The organism is Streptomyces sp. NPDC025793, assembly GCF_055558375.1.
The window spans coordinates 1-22,232 of record NZ_JBVHMR010000025.1 but is presented as its reverse complement, the minus strand read 5'-3'; the positions used below and the strand labels follow the sequence as shown (position 1 = coordinate 22,232).

General features: G+C 73.7%; 20 protein-coding genes and 5 pseudogenes. 12 read left to right on the top strand and 13 right to left on the bottom strand.

Annotation, left to right across the window (positions count from 1 at the left end; all coding sequences use genetic code 11):
* Positions 1-20: 20 nt before the first annotated feature.
* Positions 21-914: pseudogene (locus tag ACZ4MF_RS34150) on the bottom strand (LysR substrate-binding domain-containing protein); the annotation flags it as partial.
* A 99-nt stretch (positions 915-1,013) separates the two neighbouring features.
* On the opposite strand from ACZ4MF_RS34150, the pseudogene ACZ4MF_RS34145 reads away from it, so the two are divergent.
* Positions 1,014-2,154 (top strand): annotated as a pseudogene (locus ACZ4MF_RS34145) (diaminopropionate ammonia-lyase).
* A 24-nt stretch (positions 2,155-2,178) separates the two neighbouring features.
* On the opposite strand, the gene ACZ4MF_RS34140 reads toward ACZ4MF_RS34145, so the two are convergent.
* The 3 genes from ACZ4MF_RS34140 to ACZ4MF_RS34130 all read right to left on the bottom strand — a co-directional run bounded on the left by ACZ4MF_RS34140 (position 2,179) and on the right by ACZ4MF_RS34130 (position 5,712).
* Positions 2,179-4,521 (bottom strand): SpoIIE family protein phosphatase, encoded by a 2,343-nt coding sequence (locus tag ACZ4MF_RS34140; protein ID WP_467496214.1) that lies wholly within the window; start codon positions 4,519-4,521, stop codon positions 2,179-2,181.
* A 56-nt stretch (positions 4,522-4,577) separates the two neighbouring features.
* Positions 4,578-5,045, bottom strand: coding sequence for a peroxiredoxin (locus ACZ4MF_RS34135; protein WP_467496212.1), 468 nt, complete (start codon positions 5,043-5,045; stop codon positions 4,578-4,580).
* A 139-nt stretch (positions 5,046-5,184) separates the two neighbouring features.
* Positions 5,185-5,712, bottom strand: coding sequence for a MarR family winged helix-turn-helix transcriptional regulator (locus ACZ4MF_RS34130; RefSeq protein ID WP_467496210.1), 528 nt, complete (start codon positions 5,710-5,712; stop codon positions 5,185-5,187).
* 165 nt (positions 5,713-5,877) lie between these two features.
* On the opposite strand from ACZ4MF_RS34130, the gene ACZ4MF_RS34125 reads away from it, so the two are divergent.
* The 3 genes from ACZ4MF_RS34125 (at position 5,878) to ACZ4MF_RS34115 (ending at position 7,861) form a co-directional block, all read left to right on the top strand.
* A complete protein-coding gene (locus ACZ4MF_RS34125) occupies positions 5,878-6,165 on the top strand; it encodes a putative quinol monooxygenase (protein ID WP_467496208.1) in 288 nt (95 codons plus the stop codon).
* Between the two features lie 239 nt (positions 6,166-6,404).
* Positions 6,405-6,821, top strand: coding sequence for an SH3 domain-containing protein (locus ACZ4MF_RS34120; protein WP_467496206.1), 417 nt, complete (start codon positions 6,405-6,407; stop codon positions 6,819-6,821).
* Positions 6,822-7,078: 257 nt separating this feature from the next.
* Positions 7,079-7,861 (top strand): XRE family transcriptional regulator, encoded by a 783-nt coding sequence (locus tag ACZ4MF_RS34115; RefSeq protein WP_467496205.1) that lies wholly within the window; start codon positions 7,079-7,081, stop codon positions 7,859-7,861.
* A 452-nt stretch (positions 7,862-8,313) separates the two neighbouring features.
* On the opposite strand, the gene ACZ4MF_RS34110 is transcribed toward ACZ4MF_RS34115, so the two are convergent.
* Positions 8,314-9,171: a LysR family transcriptional regulator gene (locus tag ACZ4MF_RS34110; protein ID WP_467496203.1), complete on the bottom strand. Its 858-nt coding sequence runs from the start codon at positions 9,169-9,171 to the stop codon at positions 8,314-8,316.
* Positions 9,172-9,323: 152 nt separating this feature from the next.
* On the opposite strand from ACZ4MF_RS34110, the gene ACZ4MF_RS34105 reads away from it, so the two are divergent.
* Positions 9,324-10,133, top strand: a complete 810-nt coding sequence (locus ACZ4MF_RS34105; RefSeq protein WP_467496378.1) for an EamA family transporter — start codon at positions 9,324-9,326, stop codon at positions 10,131-10,133.
* 93 nt (positions 10,134-10,226) lie between these two features.
* Here the strand turns inward: ACZ4MF_RS34105 and ACZ4MF_RS34100 are convergent.
* Positions 10,227-10,751: pseudogene (locus ACZ4MF_RS34100) on the bottom strand (FAD-dependent oxidoreductase); the annotation flags it as partial.
* Positions 10,752-10,804: 53 nt separating this feature from the next.
* On the opposite strand from ACZ4MF_RS34100, the gene ACZ4MF_RS34095 reads away from it, so the two are divergent.
* Positions 10,805-11,053: a hypothetical protein gene (locus ACZ4MF_RS34095; protein ID WP_467496201.1), complete on the top strand. Its 249-nt coding sequence runs from the start codon at positions 10,805-10,807 to the stop codon at positions 11,051-11,053.
* An 89-nt stretch (positions 11,054-11,142) separates the two neighbouring features.
* Here ACZ4MF_RS34095 and ACZ4MF_RS34090 read toward each other — a convergent pair.
* Positions 11,143-11,494: pseudogene (locus ACZ4MF_RS34090) on the bottom strand (TetR/AcrR family transcriptional regulator); the annotation flags it as partial.
* Between the two features lie 8 nt (positions 11,495-11,502).
* Between ACZ4MF_RS34090 and ACZ4MF_RS34085 the strand changes: the two are divergent.
* From ACZ4MF_RS34085 to hemC, 3 genes and pseudogenes are all read left to right on the top strand, one after another.
* Positions 11,503-12,109: pseudogene (locus ACZ4MF_RS34085) on the top strand (response regulator transcription factor).
* A gap of 135 nt (positions 12,110-12,244) precedes the next feature.
* Positions 12,245-13,198: an ATP-dependent DNA ligase gene (locus tag ACZ4MF_RS34080; RefSeq protein ID WP_467496376.1), complete on the top strand. Its 954-nt coding sequence runs from the start codon at positions 12,245-12,247 to the stop codon at positions 13,196-13,198.
* 18 nt (positions 13,199-13,216) lie between these two features.
* Positions 13,217-14,158, top strand: coding sequence for a hydroxymethylbilane synthase (gene hemC / locus ACZ4MF_RS34075; protein WP_467496199.1), 942 nt, complete (start codon positions 13,217-13,219; stop codon positions 14,156-14,158).
* A 27-nt stretch (positions 14,159-14,185) separates the two neighbouring features.
* On the opposite strand, the gene ACZ4MF_RS34070 is transcribed toward hemC, so the two are convergent.
* From ACZ4MF_RS34070 to ACZ4MF_RS34055, 4 genes are all read right to left on the bottom strand, one after another.
* Complete coding sequence (locus ACZ4MF_RS34070) at positions 14,186-14,710, bottom strand: hypothetical protein (RefSeq protein ID WP_467496197.1); 525 nt, start codon at positions 14,708-14,710, stop codon at positions 14,186-14,188.
* A gap of 212 nt (positions 14,711-14,922) precedes the next feature.
* A complete protein-coding gene (locus ACZ4MF_RS34065) occupies positions 14,923-15,768 on the bottom strand; it encodes an ABC transporter permease (RefSeq protein ID WP_467496195.1) in 846 nt (281 codons plus the stop codon).
* The gene (locus tag ACZ4MF_RS34060; protein ID WP_467496193.1) at positions 15,728-16,633 is read right to left on the bottom strand and encodes an ABC transporter ATP-binding protein; all 906 of its coding nucleotides are present in this window, start codon (positions 16,631-16,633) and stop codon (positions 15,728-15,730) included. The genes ACZ4MF_RS34065 and ACZ4MF_RS34060 overlap by 41 nt, the downstream gene beginning before the upstream one ends.
* The gene (locus ACZ4MF_RS34055) at positions 16,630-17,112 is read right to left on the bottom strand and encodes a MarR family winged helix-turn-helix transcriptional regulator (protein WP_467496191.1); all 483 of its coding nucleotides are present in this window, start codon (positions 17,110-17,112) and stop codon (positions 16,630-16,632) included. Before ACZ4MF_RS34055 ends, ACZ4MF_RS34060 begins: the two co-directional genes overlap by 4 nt.
* 130 nt (positions 17,113-17,242) lie before the next feature.
* On the opposite strand from ACZ4MF_RS34055, the gene ACZ4MF_RS34050 reads away from it, so the two are divergent.
* Positions 17,243-18,052, top strand: a complete 810-nt coding sequence (locus tag ACZ4MF_RS34050; RefSeq protein WP_467496189.1) for a VOC family protein — start codon at positions 17,243-17,245, stop codon at positions 18,050-18,052.
* 232 nt (positions 18,053-18,284) lie between these two features.
* Here the strand turns inward: ACZ4MF_RS34050 and glgX are convergent, their stop codons facing one another.
* Entirely contained in the window at positions 18,285-20,405 is a 2,121-nt protein-coding gene (gene glgX, locus ACZ4MF_RS34045; RefSeq protein ID WP_467496374.1) for a glycogen debranching protein GlgX, read from the bottom strand.
* Between the two features lie 29 nt (positions 20,406-20,434).
* A complete protein-coding gene (locus ACZ4MF_RS34040) occupies positions 20,435-20,947 on the bottom strand; it encodes a pep a2 (protein ID WP_467496187.1) in 513 nt (170 codons plus the stop codon).
* Between the two features lie 303 nt (positions 20,948-21,250).
* Between ACZ4MF_RS34040 and ACZ4MF_RS34035 the strand changes: the two genes are divergently transcribed.
* Together ACZ4MF_RS34035 and ACZ4MF_RS34030 are read left to right on the top strand one after the other, a co-directional pair.
* Positions 21,251-21,550, top strand: coding sequence for a DUF5133 domain-containing protein (locus ACZ4MF_RS34035; protein ID WP_071376163.1), 300 nt, complete (start codon positions 21,251-21,253; stop codon positions 21,548-21,550).
* A gap of 107 nt (positions 21,551-21,657) precedes the next feature.
* On the top strand, positions 21,658-22,232 hold a 575-nt coding region (locus tag ACZ4MF_RS34030), incomplete at its 3' end, for a maltotransferase domain-containing protein (protein ID WP_467496185.1).

Below are 22,232 nucleotides of genomic sequence, written 5' to 3'. Positions count from 1 at the left end.
GCCTGGCCCGGGTGGAGGGTCACCGCGTGGCGCAGGGCGTCCCGGCATGCGAGGACGGCGGGATGCCTGCCGCGGCCCCCGCGGACGACGGTGAAGATCCGGCGGGTGCACCGGCCGCGCGGGAGTCGCCGCAGCGGCACCGTCGGGGGCTGTCCGCTCCACTCCAGGTCGGGGAGGAGGGCGGCCGCGTGCCGCTCGACGAGGCGGCGGTGCAGCAGCAGGTCGGTGGTCTCGAAGCGTACGTCGGGTTCGAAGCCGGCGGTCCGGCACAGGGTCGTCGCCCAGTGGCGCGCGGCGGTGCCTTCGGGCTCCATCACCCAGGGGTGGTCGGCCAGCGAGCGCGGCGCCGCGGTCGGGCCGCCGCCGTCGAGGGCGGCGGCCGGTGTCGGCAGCGCGAGGTGGACGGCGTCCTCCAGGAGGTCTTCCTGTTCGAGTCCGGCGGGCCGCGGGTCGGGGTTGCCGGGGTACTCCTCGGCGAGGACCAGGTCGAAGTCGCGGGCCTGGAGCGCGGGCAGGGCCGTTTCCGGTTCCAGCCGGGTGAGGTGGACGCGCAGGTGCGGGTGGCGCTCACGGAGGAGGCCGAGCGCGGCGGGGACCAGGGTGGGCGCGGCGGTCTGGAAGGAGGCGAGGCGCACGGTACCCGTCAGCTCGGTGAGCGAGGAGGCGATGTCGGCCTCCGCGCGCCCCAGGCGTTCGAGGACCGCCTCGGTGTGGGCGACGAGGATCTCGGCCCGTTCGGTCAGCCGCACCCGCCGCCCGACGGGCTCCAGCAGCGGGACACCGACCTCGGTCTCCAGTTGCGAGAGCTGCTGGGAGACGGAGGAGGGCGCGTAGGACAGGGCGGCGGCGACGGCCGCGAGCGTGCCCCGGTGCTTGAGTTCGCGCAGCAGACGCAGGCGGTGCGGATCGAACACGGGCGGCGGGGCTCCCGGCTGACTGGTCGTCCTTTCCGACGACTGCAGGTCGAAGAGATTCGCTGGACCGATCGAAGATCCGCGCAGCACGCTGCTTCCGTGTCCGACAACACCTCTCCCCCGCGCACCCCGCCGTGGCACGCGCGGCCCGGCGCCCGTGCCTGGCGCTGCGCGCCCGCACCGGCCGAGGTACGGGAGTGCCACGCCGCACTGCCCGGCCACACACCCACTCCCCTGACCGAACTCCTTTCCCTCGCCGATGAGTTGGGGATCGGCCGGGTCTTCGTCAAGGACGAGTCGGACCGGCTGGGGTTGCCCGCGTTCAAGGCACTGGGTGCGTCCTGGGCCGTGCGCCGCGTGCTCGCCGAGCGGGCCGCCGACGCCCCCGGCCCGCAGGGTCGGGGCCGGGACCCGGTCACCCTGGTCACGGCCACGGACGGCAACCACGGCCGCGCGGTGGCCCGTACGGCGCGGCGCCTCGGGCAGCGCGCCCACGTCTTCGTCCCGCAGGGTGTGCATCCGCGGGCGGTGGCGGCCATCGCCGCCCAACGGGCGCGGGTCACCGAGGTCCCGGGGCCGTACGACGAGGCCGTGCGCCGGGCGACGGAGGCGGCCACCGCGCCGGACTCCGTCCTGGTGCAGGACACCGCCTGGCGGGGTTACGAGCAGGTCCCCGCCTTGATCGTGGAGGGCTACTCCACCCTGTGCGCGGAGGTCGACGACCAGCTGGCGGCCGCGGGAGTTCCCGACGGGCCCGGTCTCGTCTGCGTACCGGTGGGCGTCGGCTCGCTGGCCCAGGCCGTGGTGACGCACTACCGCAGCCGGCCGTCCGGGCGGGCGGGCGGCGCTGCTGTCCGTGGAGCCGGGGACCGCGGCCTGTGTCCTTCAGAGCCTCACCCGCGGCGCCCTCGTCGGCGTCCCGGCCGGCGACACCATCATGGCCGGGCTGAACTGCGGCACCCCGTCCAGCCTCGCCTGGCCGTATCTGCGCGACGGGCTGGACGCCGCGGTCGCCGTCACCGACGCCTACAGCGCCCGCGCGGTGGCCGATCTCGCCGCCCTCGGCGTCTCCTCGGGCCCCTGCGGGGCGGCGGCGCTCGCCGGACCGCGGGCGGCACTGACCGGCACGGGCGCCGCGCAACGCCGTACGGCACTCGGGCTCGGGCCGGCCTCGGTGGTCGTCCTGCTCAGTACCGAGGGCGCGGCGGCCAACCCGGGCACCACCGTCAACGGTTCCTGACCGCCGGCCGGCAGGGGGCGGTGATCAGGCCTCGGGCAGCGCCTGTTCGGCCCAGATGGTCTTGCCGCGGCCGGTCTGCCGGCTGCCCCAGCGCTGGGTGAGCTGGGCGACCAGGAGCAGTCCGCGGCCGCCCTCGTCGTAGTCGTTGGCCCGGCGCAGATGCGGGGAGGTGGAACTGGCGTCGGAGACCTCGCAGATGAGGGCGCGGTCGCGGATCAGGCGGAGCTGGATGGGCGGTTCGCCGTAGCGGATGGCGTTGGTGACGAGTTCGCTGACGACGAGTTCGGTGACGAAGGTGGCCTCGTCCAGCCCCCAGGCGCCGAGTTGTTCGCCGACCGCCTGGCGGAAGGTGGCGACCTCGGCGGGGTCGGGCGGCACGTCCCAGGTGGCCACCCGGTCGGCGCCGAGGGCGCGGGTGCGCACGAGGAGCAGGGCGACGTCGTCGCCGGGCTGGTGGGGCAGGACCGCCTTCAGGACGCTGTCGCACAGGGCGTCGAGGGAGTCGGCGGGTGTGGTCAGGGCCCGGCACAGGGCGTCGGTGGCGCCGTCGAAGTCCCGGTCGCGGTCTTCGAGCAGGCCGTCGGTGTAGAGCGCGACGACGGACCCCTCGGGCAGGTCCAGTTCCGTCGCCTCGAACGGCAGCCCGCCCACGCCGAGCGGCGGCCCGGCGGTCATGGGGACGGTCTCCGCGGTGCCGCCGGGCAGGACGACGGCCGGGGCCGGGTGGCCGGCGGCGGCCAGGCTGAGCCGGCGCGAGACGGGGTCGTAGACGGCGTACAGGCAGGTGGCGCCGAGTTCGGCGACCTCCTCGCGGATGTCGTCGCCGCTGTCCTCGGCGGCGAGCAGAAGAACCAGGTCGTCGAGGTGGGTGAGGAGTTCGTCCGGCGGCAGGTCGACGTCGGCGAGGGTGCGTACGGCCGTGCGCAGCCGGCCCATGGTGGCCGAGGACTGGATGCCGTGGCCCACCACGTCGCCCACGACCAGGGCGACCCGGCCGCCGGAGAGCGGGATGACGTCGAACCAGTCGCCGCCGATGCCGGCCAGGGAGCCGCACGGCAGGTAGCGGTGGGCGACGTCGAGCGCGACCTGTCCGGACAGGCCGCGCGGGAGCAGGCTGTGCTGGAGGGCGAGGGCGGTGCTGCGCTCCCGGGCGAAGCGGCGGGCGTTGTCGATGCAGACGGCGGCGCGGCTGCCGAGTTCCTCGGCGAAGACCGCGTCGTCGGGGCCGTACGCGTCGGGGTGGGCCATGCGGACGCAGACCGCGACGCCGAGCGTGGTGCCGCGGGCGCGCAGCGGCATCGCGAGCACGGAGTGGGCGCCCTCGCGGAAGGGGCGGCCCTCGGGCGAGCGGAGGTTGCGCTCCTCCAGCCACTTCACGAACTCCGGCTCAGCGGCCTGGCTGAGGACGGAGTGGCCTTCGCGCAGGGCACTGGCGAGCGGTGAGGAGGGTTCGTAGGCGTCGGCCTCGCCGAGGTGCACGGCCGCGCCGGGGTTGCCCTCGCGGGTGGAGCCGTGGGCGACGCGCCGGAGTGTGACGGGGCCGTCCGGAATCATCGGCGGCTCCTCCGTGCCGAGTACCCAGTCGAGGAGGTTCACGCTGGCGAAGTCGGCGTAGCGCGGCACGAGCAGTTCGACCACTTCCTCGGCGGTGCGGACCACGTCGAGGGTGGTGCCGATGGCGGCCGCGGCCTCGTTGAGCAGGACGAGGCGTGCCTGGGCCCAGTACTGTTCGCTGCTGTCGAGGGCGGCGAGGGCGACCGCGGTCAGGGTGCCGGACTCGTCGTGCAGGGGCCACATCTCGGTGGTCCAGGCGTGCTCCCGGTTGAGGGCGGGGGCGCCGGTGAAGCTCTCGTAGCGCAGCGCCCGGCCGGTCTCGGCGACCTGGCGCAGATGGGCGAGAAAGCCGCGGCTGTGCTCCACGTCCTCGACGGTCTCCAGGAAGTGCCGGCCGATCAGCGCTTCCTCGGGGACGCCCAGGACCTGCCCGGCGGCATCGTTGACGCGCAGGTAGTGCTGCTTGAGGTCGAAGACCGACATGGACATGGAGGCCTGCTCGAAGGCCTGGGCGGCCAGGGCCGTGGCGGGCGGGTGGGCCGTCACGACGAAACCGGCGGGCTCGCCGCCGGCGCCGGCCACGGGGAGCGCGGTCAGGGCCAGCGGGACACGGTGGCCGTCACGGTGCCGCAGGACGACGGTGCCGGTGCGGGCGGCGAGGATCTCGCCGGGGATGTCCTCGGCGAGCAGGCCGGCCGCCGGCCGGCCCACGACGTCCGCGGCCGGGCGGCCCGTGAGCTGCCGCGCGCCGTCGCTCCACCCGGTCACGGTGCCGACGGCATCGATGATCGCCACTGCGGCGACATGCTTCATACGCCCAAGGATGTTCCGATTGTTCCGGAGCATCAAGCGCGCCGTTGGCGCCGGGTTCAGCCCTGGTGGGCGCGCAGGGCCGCGAGGGCCCGGTCGGCGTGGGTGTTCATGCGCAGCTCGCTGCGGACGACCTCCAGCACGGTGCGGTCCTGGGCGATGACATAGGTGACACGTTTGGTGGGGGCGAGGGAGAAACCGCGCTTGACGCCGAACCGCTCGCGCACGGCGCCGTCGACGTCGGAGAGCAGCGGCATGCCGAGGCCGTGGGCGCCCGAGAATTCCTGCTGCTTGTCGACCGTGTCGCCGCTGATGCCGACGGGCCGGGCGCCGGCGGCGGCGAACTCGGCGGCGAGGTCACGGAAGTGGCAGGCCTCGGCGGTGCAGCCGGGGGTCATGGCGGCGGGATAGAAGAAGAGGACCACGGGCCCGTCGGCCAGCAGCTCGGTGAGCCTGCGGGTGGTGCCCGTCTCGTCGGGCAGAGCGAAGTCCTCGACCTTGCTCCCGACCTCGATGCGTTCGGTCACGACCGTCCCTCCTCGTCTCGGGCGACTGTGCGCCCCGCTGCGCCGGCCACACCGTGTTCCGGCTCCGCCGGCCTGCGGCCGGATATTACTGGACGGTAGAGGCGGCGCCCGCACCGCCGTCCCCGTACGGCGACGCCCGTCAGCCGGTCACCGGCGAGGCGGCGTCGACCTCCCGGCCGGAGTCCTCCTCGACCGTGTACGCGAGGAAGTCGTCGACCATGCGGTGGAAGAGCGTGGCCATCTGCCGCAGCTCCTCGGGACGCCAGCCGGCGAGGGCGAGTTGCATGCCCCGGGCGCCGGCCTCCCGGATCCGTCCGACGGCCTCCCGCCCGGCGTCGGTCAGCTGGATCCGCTGGGCCCGCCGGTCGTCGGGGTCCGGGACGCGGCTGACGTAGCCGGCCCGCTGGAGCTGCTGGACGGTCCGTGTCACGTGCGAGGCCTCGACGCCCAGGCGCTGCGCCAGCTCGCCCGGCCGCAGCGGCTCGGAGTCGGCGATCTGCCGCAGCAGCGCCACCGCGGCCCGGTCCAGCGGCACGCCGGCCAGCCCCATCAGCCGCTCGTGCTGCCGGGATCGCGTGCTGAGGTAGGTGACGCGCGTCAGAGCGCGCTCGATCTCGACCACCTCCGGGGAGGCGACGGGCAGCTCGGACAGCGATTCCGCGGGCATACCCGCCAGTTTACCAGCTCATTGCGTAAGTCAAGTAACTTCCGCTTCACCCTCAAGCGACTCCGGCCGACACCACCGGACGCGTGTCGTACGGACCGCCGCCCGCCACCCGCGTGCTGCAATCGGCAGAACCACGACCCGCCCCGAAGAACCCCGGAGGAACCCATGGCCTTCGCCGCCGTCGCCCAGTACCAGTGCGCGCCCGCCGACGCGGACACCGTGCGTGACGCGCTCCGCACCATGCGCGAGCTGGTCGCGTCCGAGCCCGCGAACCTCGCCTACGAGGCGCACGAGGTGGTGGACCAGCCGGGGGCGTTCCTGCTGTACGAGCGGTACACCGACCGCGACGGCTTCGAGGCGCACAAGCGGACGGCCCACTTCGCGGAGCTGATCCGGGGCACGGTGTTCCCGCTGCTGAAGGAGCGGACCATCACCTTCGCCGAGACCGTCTGACGCGGACACCCCCGAACACCCACCGGGACGTTCACCCGGACCGGCGCGGAGACGGGCGGCACGGCGGAACGCCGGTCCGCTCCGGCGCAGGCGGGCGGGGCCGCGGCGCGGGGATCCGTCCCGGGGGACGTCCCGGGTGTCCCCGGGGACGCCGGAACGGCATCGCGGCGGCCCGCCACGGAAACGCTGGCTGTCGTGATCACGGCTCGTGGTCACGAGAACGACAGCCGGAGGTTGCCATGATCCGACAGACCCTCAAGAGCGGTCTGCTGGCCACGGTCGCGGTCCTCGCGTTCCTGCCCACGGCGGCCGGGGCCGCACCCGCCGACACCGCCACCCCATACCCGGTATCCGCCGCGATCGGTCAGTACCACGCCCACCACATCCACCACGCCCCGTACCGCCTGCACCGGCACCACTCGTACCGCACCTACGGCCGTGTCACCACCGGCTACGCACGGCTCAACGTCCGCTCCGGCCCGGGAACCGGCTACCGGGTGATCGGCCACCGGCACGCGGGCCAGTACCTGCACCTCACCTGCCGGACGCGCGGCTCGTGGGTCCACGGCAACCGCACCTGGTACCGGCTCGCGCACCACCGGGGCTACGTCACGGCGCACTACGTCCGCACCCGCCGCGCCCTGCCCTGGTGCTGACGGTCCCTCACCGCCGCACCGCCCACACATCGAAGGCCCGTTCGACGACCTGCGAACGGGCCTTCGGTACGCCCACGCCTCACCTTCCTCATACCTCACCGCGTGTTGCGCTCGCCGCAGTCCCGGGAAGCCATTCCGACAACAGGGGCGAAACCCCCCATAGGGGAGCCCATAGCGGAAAAGGGAGTCGAGGACGCACGATGCGGCACCCTCAGGCATCGACAGCATCGACATCGACCACGCCGGACGAGCCATTGGTGGCGATACTGCGCGCCCTGAAGGACCGCACGGGACTGAGCCTGGCGGCGCTCGCCGCACGCACTCCGTACAGCAAGTCCGCGTGGCACCGCTATCTGTCCGGCGGCACGCCGCCGCCGCGGCCCGCCGTGGAGGCGCTGTGCCGGCTCGCCGGCGCCGATCCCGACGCCGTGCTCGCCCGGTGGGATCCGGCCGACGTGGGCGACGCGCCCCCGCCGGCACCGGACACGCCGGGCGCGGACCCGGCCGAGGAGTCCGGCCGGGTTCGACCGCGGGGCCGGCTTCGGTCACACCGCTCGTCCCGTCGCCCCTCCTGGCTGCCGCTGTCGGCGTTCGCCCTGTTCGGTGCGGTCACGGCGGTGGCCGCCACCGTGATCCTGGCCGTCCGCCCGGGCACCGAGCCCGCCGCACACACCCTGCCGGCGGTGCCGCGCTGCCACGCCCGCTCGTGCCAAGGCGAGTTGCCCGACGCCTCGGTGTGCGCCCGGGACGCGCGGACCACGAGCTCGGTCACCGACACCGCCTATACGGTCCGGCTGCGTTGGTCGGCGGCCTGCGGCACCGCCTGGTCCCAGGTCCGGCTGCGCTCGGCGCGGGCCCACGAGGTGTCGGTGCGCAAGGGGGAGGACGTGCTGTCGGCCAGTTATCCGGCGGACGACTCCGCCGGTGACAGCAGTCCGATGCTGTCGGTGTCCTCGCCCCGCGGCGTGGAGGCGTGTGCCGAGGTGGACGGGGAACTGGCGTGCACAGGGCGGGAGGTGACGCCGGCCGACCTGGGGTGACGAGTCGCCGCCCGCCGCCGCTGCGCCCGCCGCGGTGAGCGCGAACCGGATCGCGCGGACGCGCGGACGCGCGGGGCGCCGAACACGTCGGAGGCGCGGCCGGCGAGGAGCATGCCCACGATGCCGCCGAGGTCGAACAGCACCACGAAGGTCGGGGCGGAGCCGAGGTTGTCGCCCTCGCCGCGCGGAGTTCGGCCTTATACCGGGCCGCGAGTGCGCGGGCCTCGATGATACGGCCCTAGGCGACCAGGAAGCTCAGCGGCTCGGGCACGGCCGGGACTGCTGGGGACATCCCGGCCGGAGCGCCAACCGGATGCTGGCCCGCGTCGCACCGAACTGCTCGGCGAGTTCGGTCTCCACCTGCCGCCGGGCCGGTGCCGTCGCCGCGCAGGATCTCCTGCCGCGGCCGCGCGAGCGCATGCTGTTCGGCCGCGTCGTCCGGTCGCCCCGCCTCAGGCCGACCGGTACAGCTCGGTGAGCAGCTCGACCACCGCCTGCCGGGCCGGGTGCGGGTCGTCGCGCCACCAGGCGAGGCGTACGGCGACGGGTTCGGCGTCGCGCACCGGCCGGTAGACGATGCCGGGCCGCGGGTACTGGTGGGCGGTCGACTCCGCGGTGACGCCCATGCCGCGTCCGGCGGCGATCTCGGTCAGCCAGTCGTCGACGTCATGGATCTCCCAGACGGCCGGACGGGCGTCCGGCGGCCACAGGTCGACGGTGGCCGTGCCGGTACGGCGGTCCACGAGCAGGGTGCGGTCGGTCAGCTCGGCCAGCCGGACCGAACGGCGCCGGGCGAGCCGGTCGTCGGCGGCGAGCGCGCACAGCCGGCGCTCCAGGCCGACGATCGCGGTGTCGAACCGCCGGTCCTCCAGCGGTCTGCGGACGACGGCGAGATCGCAGGCACCCTCGGCGAGCCCGGCTGCGGGCGAGTTGACGCGCACGAGATGCAGGTCGATGTCGCCGTGCGCCGCGTTCCAGCGCCGCTGGAAGGCGACCGTGTGCCGGCCCACCGCCGACCAGGCGTAACCGACCCGCAGCCGGGTGTGTCCCGAGGTCGCCTCCCGCACCAGGTCGGAGACGTCCGCGAGCACCCGGCGGGCCTGGGCCACCACCCGCAGCCCGGTCGCGGTGGGGGTCACCTCGCGCGAGGTGCGGCGCAACAGCCGTACACCCAGGGCGCGTTCGAGGGAGGCGAGGGTGCGGGAGACGGCGGCCTGGGAGACGCCGAGGGCGATCGCCGCGTCCGTAAAGGTGCCCTCGTCGACGATCGCCACGAGGCAGCGCAGCTGGCGCAGCTCGATGTCGTGCATACGCTCAGCGTATAGATCGGCCGATGCATGCATTTTGCGCAAGAGTGCGGGTGACACACGATCCCGGTATGCGACGCGCTCTCCACCGCCCGGCCATGGCCGCTGCCACGGCCGTGACCCCGTCCCCGGCGCAGTCCGGGCCCCTGGCCGGTGTGGCCACCATGTTCGGCAGCGGGCTCTCCAACCAGACCGGCGCCGCCGTCGGGGCGCTGGCCTTCCCCGTGCTCGGTCCGCTCGGTGTGGTCGCGGTACGGCAGTACGTCGCCGCGCTCGTCCTGCTCGCCGTCGGCCGGCCCAGGCTGCGCGCCTTCACCTGGCGGCAGTGGTGGCCGGTGCTGCTGCTGGCCGTGGTGTTCGGCACGATGAACCTCAGCCTGTACAGCGCCGTCGACCGGATCGGTCTGGGGCTCGCCGTGACCCTGGAGTTCCTCGGTCCGCTGACCATCGCCCTGGCCGCCACGCGGCGCCGACTGGACGCCGGGTGCGCGGTGCTGGCCGCGGCCGGGGTGATCGTCCTGATGCGCCCGCGGCCCTCCGCCGACTACGCCGGGATGGCCCTCGGCCTGGTCGCCGCATGCTGCTGGGCGTCGTACATCCTGCTCAACCGCGTCGTCGGCCGGCGCATACCCGGCGTGCAGGGCGCCGCGGCGGCCGCGTCGGTCTCGGCGCTGGCCTTCGTCCCGGCCGGCATCGTGGTCGTCCTGCGCCATCCGCCGACGGCCGGGGCCGTCCTGTGCGCGGTGACGGCAGGCGTCCTGTCCTCCGCGGTGCCCTACCTGGCCGACCTGCTGACCCTGCGCCGTGTCCCCGCGCAGACCTTCGGCCTGTTCATGAGTGTCAACCCGGTGCTGGCGGCCCTGGTCGGCCAGGTCGTGCTCGGCCAGGGCCTGGGCGCGGCGGAGTGGGCGGGGATCGGGGCGGTGGTGGCGGCGAACGCGGCGAGCCTCGCGGCCAAGGGGTGAGCGCCCCGACGGGGCCGCTACCCCACCGCGTCCCGCCGGGCGCATCCCGCCGCGACGGCCTGGCGCCACGTCCGGATGGCCTTCGGCGGCATCCAGGTCGTACTGGTCGGACCAGAAGTACGGCGCCGGCGCGAACGGCTTGCGGGGCTCGGGGGCGAGCAGGTTGCGGGCCGCGGCCATGCCCTGTGCGGCGGCGTGGGTGCGGTGCTCGATCCGGATCCCCGCCCCGAACAGCGGGCGCCGTGGACGCCGGGCGCGGCCTGGCAGTACGCGTCGCACACCAGCCCGTCGGCGACGGTGAGCCCGCTGCCGGCCAGCCACTCGGTGTCGGGCGGCCAACCGACGGCGACCAGTACCGCGTCGGCCCGGATCCGCGTGCCGTCCGCGAGTCGCACGCCGCCCTCGCCCGCCCCCGCGACGGTGACACCGGTGCGCAGATCCACGCCCCACAGGGTCACCCGGGTGCCGAGGCCGCGCGCGACGGCGGCGGCCTCCGCGCCCAGGAATCCGGCGCCGACCACGACCAGGTGCCGTCCGGGCCCGAGCCGCGCGCAGGGCGAGGGCGTCCTCCACGGTGCGCAGCACGTGCGCGCCGTCGCCCGGCAGCCGGCGGAGCCGCCGCCGTCTTCGACACCGTCGTCGGTGCCGCCAAGTGGGGTGCCCGGCTGGTCATGGTCGCCGTGCAGAAGAAGGGCTCCGAGATCGATCTCGGCGGCATGCTGCGCGGCGAGCTGACGCTCATCGCCTCCCAGGGGTACCCGACCGAGATCTTCGAGGTCACGCCCCAACCGGTCGAGCACCATGGGCGCTTCGCCCGGCTGATCAGCCACCGCGTGCCCTTCGCCGAGGCCGGCCGCGCCTTCGAGCCGGCGCTCACCCCGGGGGCGGCGGAGAAGGTCGTGGTGACCTTCGATGCGTGAGCCGGTGCGTGAACTCCGGGTGCGGTGGCTCCGGGTGAGCGAGGTCCGGCGTGGACGACGCCGGAGCCGGGGGCCCGGGTCCGCGGGGTTCAGCGCGCGCCGCGCGCCACCGGGGCCAGCCACAGGCCGACGATCGCGTCGGCGAGCCCGTCGGCCGCGCCCGCCCAGGTGGCGCGCGGGGTCGCGGTGCCCTCGGCGAGGGCACGTTCCCGCTCGGCGCAGGTGTGCAGGATCAACTGCCGGACCATCTGGCCGCGTTCGGCTCGGACCTCGGGCGGCAGCTCGGGCAGGACGCGGTTCAGCGCCTCGATCGCGCAGCGCGGGTGAGGTCATGGACTCCTCGACCATGATCTCGTGCAGCGCCGGGTCGGTCATCACCTGCGCGCAGAACCGGGCGTACCAGGTGGGGCTGCCGAGCCCGGCCAGGTGCCCTGCTCCGGGAGGGCCCGATGCTGTTGCTGGCGTCGGCCGGGCGCGAGGTGGCCGCCGTCGTGGGCAGCGGGCCGGAGATCCTGCCGGCGCTGCTCGCCCAGCGCCCCGGCATCGCCGCCCTGGACGTACGGATGCCGCCGCACTTCCGTGACGAGGGACTGCGCGCGGCACTGGCCGCGCGTGAGCGGCTGCCCGGACTGCCGGTCCCGGTACTCTCGCAGTACGTCGAGGAGTCGTACGCGGCCGCGTTGCTGAGCGGTGGGGCCGCGTCGGGTGAGTTACCTGCTCAAGGACCGGGTGGGCTGTGTGGACGAGTTCCTCGACGCGCTGGACCGGATCGCGCGCGGCGGCACCGCCCTCGACCCCGAGGTGGTGACGGAGTCGATGACCCGCCACGCGGACTCGCCCCTGGACGCGCTCACCCCGCGCGAGCGGGAGGTGCTGCGGCTGATGGCCGAGGGGCACGGCAACACCACGATCGCCCGGACGCTCGTCATCACCGAGCGCTCCGTCAGCAAGCACATCGGCAACGTCTTCCTGAAGCTGGGCCTGCCGCCGAGCGACGGCGGGCACCGCAGGGTACTGGCGGTACTCGCCCATCTGCGGCACACCCGGCACGCCTGATCCCGCGTGCGCTGCGGGACCCGTTCGGGGGAACCGGCGGGCGAAGGCGCGTGCGGCCGGCGGAAGCGGTCGAGGACTTCAGCCGTGACCGCCGTCCCCCCGCGCCCGCCCCCGCCCCTGCCTCTCATCGCGCCGATGCTCGCGACGCCCGGCGGACTGCCGCCCGCCGCCCAGGACGCGCGCTGGGCGTACGAGACCAAGCAGGACGGCCAGCGGGCGATGGTGTACCTGCCCGGCGACGGCGGTGTCCTCCTGCGTGCCCGCTCGGGCGAGGACATCACGGCGGCCTATCCCGAACTCCGGCCGCTCGGCGCCGCCCTGGGCGCCACGCCCGCCGTGCTGGACGGTGAGGTGCTGGCCCTGGACGAGCACGGCCGGGCCGACTTCCAGCTGCTGCAGGGCCGGATGGGGCTCGCCCACTCCCCCGCGCGGGCGGCGCGCAGGGCCGCCGAGACGCCGGTCCACCTGGTGCTCTTCGACGTTCCCTATCTGGGCGAGTCCCTGGTCCGGCAGTCGTACGTCCGACGACGGGCGCGGTTGGCGGAGCTGGAGCTGGCGGGGCCGTACTGGTCGGTGCCGGGCGCCGTCGTCGGGCACGGCACGGAGGCGCTCGCGGCGACCAGGGAGCACGGTCTGGAGGGGCTGGTGTGCAAGCGGCTGGACTCGGTGTACGAGCCCGGGGTGCGCTCCCGCGCCTGGATCAAGATCCGGAACATGCGGGCCGAGGACGTGATCGTCGGTGGCTGGCTGCCCGGGAAGGGGCGGCTGACGGGACTGCCCGGGGCGCTGCTGGTCGGCCAGCGCTCGGGCGGGCGGCTGCGGTACGTCGGCGGGGTCGGCACCGGCTGGAGCGAGGCGGAGCGCCTGGAGCTGGCCCGGCTGCTCGATGCCGCCGCGAGCGGGCGGTGTCCCTTCGACCCGGTGCCGCGGATCGCGGGCGCCCACTGGGTGCTGCCGCGGCTGGTCGGCGAGGTCTCCTACAGCACCCGCACCCGGGACGGGCTGCTGCGCCAGCCGGTCTGGCTGCGGCTGCGCCCGGACCTTGCGCCCGAGGAGTCGGCGGCCGACCTGCCCGAAGACCTTCGATGAACGCCGAAGGTCTATCGTGTGCCCATGCCGGTTCCCGAATTGATCCGTATCGTCTCCCGCGACTCGCCCATGGCCCTGGCCCAGGTCGACCGGGTCCGGACCGAGTTGGCCGCACTGCACCCGGAGCTGCGCACCGAGGTCGTCCCGGTGAAGACCACCGGTGACAAGTGGCTCGGCGACCTGTCCCAGGTCGAGGGCAAGGGGGCGTTCACCAAGGAGGTCGACGCGGCCCTGCTGGCCGGGAAGGCCGACCTCGCGGTGCACTGCGTGAAGGACGTGCCCGCCGACCGGCCGCTGCCCGCCGGGACGGTGTTCGCCGCGTTCCTGAAGCGGGACGACATCCGGGACGCGCTGGTCCACCCGGACGGACTCACCCTGGACGAGTTGCCCGCCGGCACCCGGATCGGTACCTCGTCGGTGCGCCGGATCGCCCAACTGGCCGCCACGCACCCGCATCTGGAGTGCGTGCCGTTCCGCGGCAACGACAACCGCCGACTGGCGAAGCTCGCCGAAGGCGAGGCGGACGCGCTGCTGCTCGCGGTGGCCGGGCTGGAGCGGATCGGCCGGACCGACGTGATCAGCGAGGTGCTGTCCACGGAGACGATGATGCCGCCGATCGGCGCGGGCATCCTCGCGCTGCAGTGCCGGGAGGACGACACCGGCGTCATCGACGCGGTCAGCGGGCTCGGCGACCCGGACACGCACCGGGAGGCGATGGCCGAGCGGATGTTCCTGCATGTGCTCCAGGGCCACTGCAACAGCCCCATCGCCGGGTACGCGCGCGTGGACCGCAGCGGGGAACTCTCCCTGCGCGCCTGCGTGTTCACGCCCGACGGCAAGACCCGGCTGAACGCCCACGAGTGGGCCGGGCGGCTCGATCCGGCCACGCTGGGCACCTCGGTCGCGGTGGCGCTGCTCCGGCAGGGCGCCCGGGAGATCATCGACGGCATCCCGCACTGACGTCGTACGACGCGCGGGCCGACGGGATCAGGCGGAGCCCGGCTCCGTCTGGTCCCGCAGGAAGGCGCTGACCTGGTGGGCGAGGCCGCCCTGGTGGCTGCCCGCCGGGGCGGCCGCGGCGGGCTCCTCCTGGACACCGATGCCGCCGGCCCACAGCCTGCGGTCGGTCCACTCCTCCTCCACCCGCAGCTGCACCTGTACGTCCACGTGGGTCAGGGCGGCCTCGGGGGCGGCGGCGTAGAGCACGGCGGTGGCCCGGCGCAGCGGATAGACGTCGAAGCCCTCGATGAACTGGGAGTTGCGCCAGTCCATGAACGCGGCCTCGCCGTCCTGGCCGACGCGGACGTCGATCTGACCGTCCTCCAGATGGATGCCGTAGTGCCGCGCGCCGCGGTTCTCGACGGTCACCCGGACACTGAAGTACGTCAGCCCCACGGCGGCGTCGTCGCGTCCGCGCGGCGGCTCCGCGGCCTCCAGGCGGTGGACGCGGACCCGCAGACCGGCATGCTCGTCGTACTCGTGCCAGTCACCGACCACGTTCGGCTCGTACACAGTGCCCCTCTCGACCTATCGAGAGCTGCTGTCTATCTGTGCGCTCAGCGCACTGTCAAATGGGCAGAATGCGCCGTGGCCAGCGGGTTCGCCCGCTTTGATCGCTGATCAAGCGCTGCCCAGGAAGAATCCGTTCACGGTCCCTTCTCCGGGGGTACGCGCGCGTGCCGCACATCACGTTCGCACAAGATCGGCGGGCCGTGCGAGCGCGATCACCGGGCCAGGCGGCCGAGCAACGAGGAGGCGGCCGCGATGCCGAGCGCGGCGGCCACCGCCAGCACCGCGAAGTCGGCGCCGAGATGCGACGGTGTGCCGAGCAGCAGCCCGCGCAGCGCGTCGACTTGATAGCTCAGCGGGTTGACCTTGCTGACGGCCTGGAGCCAGCCCGGCATCACCGAAACGGGGTAGAGGGCGTTGGAGCCGAAGAACAGCGGCATGGTGATCGCCTGGCCGATGCCCATCAGGCGGTCGCGGCTCATCACGATGCCCGCGATGGTCATCGACAGACAGGAGAAGAAGGCGGACGCGAGCACGACGGCCGCGGCGACGCCGAGCAGCTTGAGCGGGTTCCAGGTCAGCGCCACGCCGAGGATCGCCGCGATGACGATGACGACGACGGCCTGGATCAGCGACTTCACACCGGCCGCGAACGCCTTGCCGGTGATGAGTGCCGAGCGCGGGGTCGGGGTGACGAGGAGCTTGTTCAGGATGCCGGCGTCGCGCTCCCAGATGATCTGGATGCCGTAGAAGATCGCGATGAACATCGCCGACTGGGCGATGATGCCGGGCGCCATGAAGTCGATGTAGGGGATGCCGCCGGTGGGTATCGCCCGGATGCGGGTGAAGGTCTGGCCGAATATCAGCAGCCACAGGGCGGGCTGGACGGCGCGGGTGTACAGCTCGGTGCGGTCGTGGCGCAGCTTCTGCAGTTCGACGGCGCACATGGCGACGACCCGGGCGGGCAGCAGCCGCCAGCCGGCGCGGGGCACGGGCGGGGTGAGCAGAAGATCCGTGTGGTCAGCCGACTCGGTGCGCGGTGCGGCGGGTGCTGCGGACATCGCGGAAACCTCCTTCGGACGCGTCGTCGAGGCCGCTGCCGGCGATGGCGCGGAAGACGTCCTCCAGGGTGGGCAGGGTGTCGGTGCCCTGGCGTTCGGCGAGTCCCTGGCGCAGTTCGGCCGGGGTGCCGAGGGCGCGGATCCGGCCGCGGTGCATGAGGCCGACCCGGTCGCAGTACTGGTCGGCCTCGTCCATGTAGTGGGTGGTGACGAGCACGGTCATGCCGGTCGCGGCGCGGACGGCGTTGATGTGCTCCCACACGCCGGTGCGGGCGATCGGGTCCAGCCCGATGGTCGGCTCGTCGAGGATCAGCAGCCGGGGCGCGCTGACCAGGGCCTGGGCGAGTTCGAGGCGGCGGATCATGCCGCCGGAGTAGGTGCCGGCGAGCCGGTCGGCGGCGTCGGCGAGGCCGACGGCGGCGAGGGCCTGGGCGACGCGGGCGGCGCGCTCGCGCCGGGGCACGTCGAAGACCCGGGCGAACAGGGCGACGTTCTCCCGGCCGGTGAGCCCCTGGTCGGCGGAGAGCTGCTGCGGGACGTAGCCGAGGAGCCGGCGTACCGCCATGCGTTCCTTCGCCGCGTCGTGGCCGAAGACCCGGACCTTGCCGGCGGGGACGGGCAGCAGCGTGGTGACGCAGCGGATGGCGGTGGTCTTGCCTGCGCCGTTGGGGCCGAGCAGTCCGAACACCTCGCCCTCGCGGACGGCGAGGTCCAGTCCGTCGACGGCCTTGGTGTCGCCGAACGCGTAGGCCAGGGAGGTACAGGAGACGGCGTCGGCGACGCCCTCGGCTCCTCCGTCGGCGACACCGGTGCTCTCGCTCGTCGTCGTGCCCGGACTCACGTCCCGTTCCTCGGGCTGCGTCATGGCTTCGCTGTCTCCTCGTGTTCCTCGTGTTCCTCGTGTTCCGCGTGCAGGGTGACGGCCAGCCTGCGCAGCGCCGGAAGGGCCGCGCGGAGGGCCTCCCGGTCGGCCTCGTCGAGCCGTGCGACGTGCCGGGACACCAGCTCGGCCCGGCGGCGCTGCCAGTCGGCGAGCCTCTTCTCGGCGACCCCGGTGAGCAGCAGACGGGCGGCCCGGCGGTCGGCCGGGTCGGTCTCGCGGACCAGATAGCCGCCCTTGACCAGCTGGTTGACCAGGGTCGACACGGAGTTGCCCGCCAGGTGCAGCGCCCTGGCGGCGTCCGAGATGCCGATGCCGGGCCGGGACTCGACCAGCCGCAGCAGCTCCACCTCGGCGCCGCGCAGCCGGGGCTGGGCGAGCCCGCCGCGCAGGCGGCGCCGGATCAGCCGCTGGATGCGCACCAGCGTGTCCGCCAGCTCCTCCGGGTAGCTCTCGTGTTCCACACTCGAAGATTACCTCTGCTACAGAGATATTTCCCCCGGACGGCGGTCGAAGGAGAGGCCGAGGAGCGCGAACCGGGCCGCACAGTGGACACTGGTGCCAGACCGTCCCCGACCCCAGGACGCGATCGCCATGAACCACAAGCCCCCCGCCGACGGTGGACCGCGCAGACGGGACGTCGTCTCCACGCACTCCGTCTTCGGCGCCCCCTGCTGGGTGAGCCTGACCAGCCGCGACCTCGCGGCCACCCAGGAGTTCTACACGGCCGTCCTGGGCTGGCGCTGGCGCGGCGTGAAACTGGGCGAGCACTTCCGCATCGCGCTGGCCGACGGGGTGCCGGTGGCGGGGATCGCGGCCGTCGCCGCGATGTGGCAGATGGCGGTGGCCTGGACGCCGTACTTCGCGGTGCCGGACGCCGACACGGCCGTGGCCCGGGCCCGCGAGCGCGGCGGTACGGCGGCCGTCGGACCGCTGTCCTTCCCGCCGGGCCGCGCCGCGCTGCTCGCCGACCGGGACGGGGCGACGTTCGGGATCTGGCAGGGGGAACTGGTCGGCAACTGGGAGGCCTGGCGCCGGGCGTCACCGACCTTCATCCGGCTGCACACGCGCGACGCCTTCGACGCCGCGCTGTTCTACGGCGAGATCCTCGACTGGGCGTCCGGGAAGCCGGGCTGCTGCGAGGTGGAGTACGAGGGCGGCGAGGTGGTGCTGCGCAGCCAGGGCGACATCGTGGCCCGGATCGACTCGGGCGCGGTGGAGTCGGCGCCGGATCCGTCCGTACGGCCGCACTGGCAGATCCACTTCGCCGTCGCGGACGTCCTGGGCTGCGCCCGCACGGCGGAGAAGCACGGCGGCAGTGTGCTGAGCGAGGCGGAGGACGAGGCGATCCTGCGGGACCCGGACGGGGCCCAGTTCACGGTGACCTCGCACCGGCAGCGCTAGGGCCTGTCGTCACATTCCCGTCGTCCGCCCGAAGGGCGGGCCGCGCGGCGTCCGGTGCGTGCGGCTGCACGGCGGAGGAGGGAGTCGACGCGATGCGGGCCCTCCCGCCCGAGCGAAGCCGAGCGCGGGGGAGTCGGCAACCGACGACAACGCGGCTGGGGGTGCCTCCTCTGGGGAGCGCGTGCCAGACGCCGCACGACAGGCGGAAATGTGACGACAGGCCCTAGGGTCGTCACCCGGCGGTGACGCGTGACGGCCTGGACAGTACGACCAGACTGCGTGCCTCCGTCCGCAGCCTCGTGCCCGCCTTGTGTTCCCGCTCGTCCGGGATGCCGTCCGCGTCGGCCGTGTCGATCAGGGTCGTCCAGCGTTCGGCGAACGCGGGGCCGGGCAGCCGGAAGACGACCGGTTCCCAGTAGCCGTTGACGAGCAGCAGGAAGGAGTCGTCGGTCATCCGGCGCCCGTAGGAGTCGCGCTCGGCGATGGCGTCGCCGTTGAGGAAGACCGTCACCGAGTGGGCGTCGCCGCGCTGCCAGTCCCGGTCGGTCATCTCGCGGGCGTCGGGCCGCAGCCACATCAGGTCGGGCAGCGGCTGGTCGGCGTTGGTCGCGGTCTCGCCGCGGAAGAACCGGCTCCGGCGCAGCACGGGGTGGGCGGCGCGCAGGGCGATCAGGTGCCGGGTGAACGCCGCCAACGACCGCTGTTCGCGGTCGAGTTCCCAGTCGACCCAGGAGATCTCGTTGTCCTGGCAGTAGGCGTTGTTGTTGCCCCGCTGGGTGCGGCCGAGTTCGTCGCCGTGGGAGAGCATCGGGATGCCCTGCGAGAGCAGCAGCGTCGCCAGCAGGTTGCGCTGCTGGCGGGCGCGCAGTTCGAGGATGCCCGGGTCGTCGGTGTCGCCCTCCGCCCCGCAGTTCCACGAGCGGTTGTGGCTCTCGCCGTCCCGGTTGTCCTCGCCGTTGGCCTCGTTGTGCTTGTCGTTGTACGACACGAGGTCGCGCAGCGTGAAACCGTCGTGCGCGGTGACGAAGTTGACGCTCGCGCGGGGCCGGCGCCGGCTGTGCTGGTAGAGGTCGGAGGAGCCGGTCAGCCGGGAGGCGAACTCGCCGAGCGAGCCGCGCTCGGCGCGCCAGAAGTCCCGTACGGCGTCCCGGTACTTGCCGTTCCACTCGGACCACAGCGGCGGGAAGTTGCCCACCTGGTAGCCGCCCTCGCCCACGTCCCACGGCTCGGCGATCAGCTTGACGCGGCTGATCACCGGGTCCTGCTGGATCAGGTCGAAGAACGCCGAGAGCCGGTCCACCTCGTGGAACTGCCGGGCCAGCGTGGCCGCGAGGTCGAAGCGGAAGCCGTCGACGCGCATCTCGGTGACCCAGTACCGCAGCGAGTCCATGATGAGCTGCAGCACGTACGGGTGGCGCATCAGCAGGCTGTTGCCGGTGCCGGTGGTGTCGTAGTAGTGCGCCCAGTCGCCGTCGACCAGCCGGTAGTAGGAGGCGTTGTCGATGCCCCGGAAGGACAGGGTCGGGCCCCGCTCGTCGCCCTCGGCGGTGTGGTTGTAGACGACGTCGAGGATCACTTCGAGGCCGGCCGCGTGCAGCGCCTTCACCATCGCCTTGAACTCGTTGACCTGCTGACCCCGGGTGCCGAAGGCGGCGTAGGCGTTGTGCGGGGCGAAGAAGCCGATGGTGTTGTAGCCCCAGTGGTTGGCCAGGCCCCGGTCCTGGAGGACGCCGTCCTGCACGAACTGGTGCACCGGCATCAGCTCCACCGCCGTCACCCCGAGCGAGGTCAGGTGCTCGATGACCGCGGGGTGCGCGAGGCCGGCGTAGGTGCCGCGCAATCGTTCCGGGACGTCCGGGTGGGCGCGGGTCAGGCCGCGTACGTGGGCCTCGTAGATGACCGAGTCGGCATAGGGCGTGCGGGGCGGGCGGTCGTCGCCCCAGTCGAAGTACGGGTCGGCCACCACGCCCAGCATGGAGTGCCCGGCGCTGTCGGCGGGCGCCGGGCCGTCGGGGGCGCGCTCGTACAGCGAGGGGTGGTTGTCGATCTGGCCGTCCACGGCCATGGCGTACGGGTCGAGCAGCAGCTTCGCCGGGTTGCACCGGTGGCCCAGGGACGGCTGCCAGGGCCCGTGCACCCGGTACCCGTAGCGGCGGCCGGGGGCGATCCCGGGCAGGTAGCCGTGCCAGACGAATCCGTCGACCTCGTGCAGCCGGACGGGGGTCTGCGCGCCCGCGTCGTCCAGCAGGATCAGGTCCACGCGCTCGGCGACCTCGCTGAACAGTGCGAAGTTGGTGCCCTGTCCGTCGAAGGTGGCCCCCAACGGATAGGGCTGCCCGCTCCACGCGGGCAGCCCCTGCCGGGATCCGGAGGTACGGGACGTCACCGGCTGCCCTCCAGGGTGTCGTCCGGGGCGCCCGCCGGGGCGGCCAGCCGCGCGACCGGCAGTGTGCGCGGCAGCGGGAGGCCCTGGCGCAGGGTGGGCGCGGGCGTGAGGGGCACCCGCGGGACGCGCTCGCCGGAGCGGGCGCGCTGGGTGAACCAGATGATGGTGCTGCCGCGGTCCGAGGTGCAGCAGCCCCAGCCGTCGCTCATGGCGGCGATGTCCGCGAGGCAGGAGCGCAGGTCCTGGTCGGGGCGCAGATCGGGGTCGTCGTCGCCGAAGGCGGTGATCAGGTGCTGTCCGTTCCACCACATCTCGATCGATGTGTGCCTGTCGGAGGCGTGCTGGTGGATCGCCCGCAGCAGCAGCTCGGCGCCGCGGCGGACGGGGTCCGCGAGATTGTCGAGGTCCCAGTAGCGCAAATGGGCGGCCAGGATGCGGCTGACCTGTCCCACCCGTTCCGGGCTGACTTCCACGTCGAGGTGGTAGTAGCAGGGCACTGCGGTCTCCATCGTCGCTTGCTCCTCACCGGCGAAGCTCGTGCGCCCCTCGCCTGTCCGGGAGGCTCCAGGACACACAGCGTGAGCGCCGATGGCTTCTGAGTCACCTCCACGGTGCGGGCACTACGCCATTCGTGCAACACGAGCACCCGACACACCACGCATGGTTGAAGCTCCAACAAGACGCTGCGTCGTCGTGCGTGCACCATAAGTGAAAGCCTCGATCGCCGTAACGGTGCCGTGCCCTTCCGTGCGCGGACGCCACCCGACCGTCGGGAACGCGCCCAGTCGAGAGCGTGAAAGGTGAAGACGGCGATGCTGCTCCCCGCCAAGGCCGAAGTGGCCCGGCAGTTGCGGCGTTACCGGGCGTGGGAGCGCGTGATGCTCGCCTCGCCCCACGACCGCGCGGTCCGGGCCACCTTCGAGGACTCGGGTTACACGCTGTGCGTGCTGATGGGCAAACGCTGCGCCCGCGAGGCGGCGGACGCGGCCGAGCGCTATCTGCGCACGAACCTGGTCACCTACCTGCGTGAGCAGAACGGGCGGCCGAAGCGCCGCCGTTCGGCGCGAAGCGCGCCGCCACCGGAGCGGCGTTCCACGGCGTCCAGCCCCTGAGCTGGCACCGTACAAGGCGTTCCCCCCGGGACCGACGTGAGTCGGCCCGTATCGGATCGCGAAGCCGGGCCAAGTGCCCGGCTTCGCGCACGGCGGAGGTGAGATACATGCGCGGGACCCCGGCCATCGGCCGTGTACCGGTACGTGACGTCCGGCCGGCCGTGGAGTGCGGCAGGCGCCCGGCGAAGGCGGTGGCCGGGGAGACCTTCCAGGTCACGGCCACCGTGTTCCGCGAAGGGCACGATGCCGTCGGTGCCAATGTGGTCCTGCGCGATCCGAAGGGCCGGCGCGGCCCGTGGACACCGATGCGGGAGCTGTCGCCCGGCAGTGACCGCTGGGGCGCGGAGATCACCCCGGACGCGACCGGCCGCTGGACCTACCGGGTGGAGGCCTGGTCCGACCCGCTGGCCACCTGGCGGCACCACGCGAGCGTCAAGATCCCGGCAGGTGTCGACGTCGGGCTGGTGCTGGAGGAGGGCGCCGAGCTGTTCGAGCGGGCGGCCGCCGGAGCACCGAAGGGTGCGGAGCGCGACCTCGTCCGGGCCGCCGCACGCGCGCTCGGTGACGACTCCCTGTCGGTGGGGGAGCGGTTGGCGCCGGCGCTGTCCCCGCAGGTGGCGGCGGTGCTGGAGCGGCATCCGCTGCGGGAGCTGGTCACGGCGTCCGAGGCGATGCCGCTGCT

Excerpts from the sequence above, each read along its gene's own strand:
- ACZ4MF_RS34140 (WP_467496214.1), bottom strand. The coding sequence starts at position 4,521 with ATGAAGCATGTCGCCGCAGTGGCGATCATCGATGCCGTCGGCACCGTG.
- ACZ4MF_RS34130 (WP_467496210.1), bottom strand. The coding sequence starts at position 5,712 with ATGCCCGCGGAATCGCTGTCCGAGCTGCCCGTCGCCTCCCCGGAGGTG.
- ACZ4MF_RS34125 (WP_467496208.1), top strand. The coding sequence starts at position 5,878 with ATGGCCTTCGCCGCCGTCGCCCAGTACCAGTGCGCGCCCGCCGACGCG.
- ACZ4MF_RS34120 (WP_467496206.1), top strand. The coding sequence starts at position 6,405 with ATGATCCGACAGACCCTCAAGAGCGGTCTGCTGGCCACGGTCGCGGTC.
- ACZ4MF_RS34110 (WP_467496203.1), bottom strand. The coding sequence starts at position 9,171 with ATGCACGACATCGAGCTGCGCCAGCTGCGCTGCCTCGTGGCGATCGTC.
- ACZ4MF_RS34095 (WP_467496201.1), top strand. The coding sequence starts at position 10,805 with ATGGTCGCCGTGCAGAAGAAGGGCTCCGAGATCGATCTCGGCGGCATG.
- ACZ4MF_RS34080 (WP_467496376.1), top strand. The coding sequence starts at position 12,245 with ATGCTCGCGACGCCCGGCGGACTGCCGCCCGCCGCCCAGGACGCGCGC.
- ACZ4MF_RS34065 (WP_467496195.1), bottom strand. The coding sequence starts at position 15,768 with ATGTCCGCAGCACCCGCCGCACCGCGCACCGAGTCGGCTGACCACACG.
- ACZ4MF_RS34060 (WP_467496193.1), bottom strand. The coding sequence starts at position 16,633 with ATGACGCAGCCCGAGGAACGGGACGTGAGTCCGGGCACGACGACGAGC.
- ACZ4MF_RS34050 (WP_467496189.1), top strand. The coding sequence starts at position 17,243 with ATGAACCACAAGCCCCCCGCCGACGGTGGACCGCGCAGACGGGACGTC.
- ACZ4MF_RS34040 (WP_467496187.1), bottom strand. The coding sequence starts at position 20,947 with ATGGAGACCGCAGTGCCCTGCTACTACCACCTCGACGTGGAAGTCAGC.
- ACZ4MF_RS34035 (WP_071376163.1), top strand. The coding sequence starts at position 21,251 with ATGCTGCTCCCCGCCAAGGCCGAAGTGGCCCGGCAGTTGCGGCGTTAC.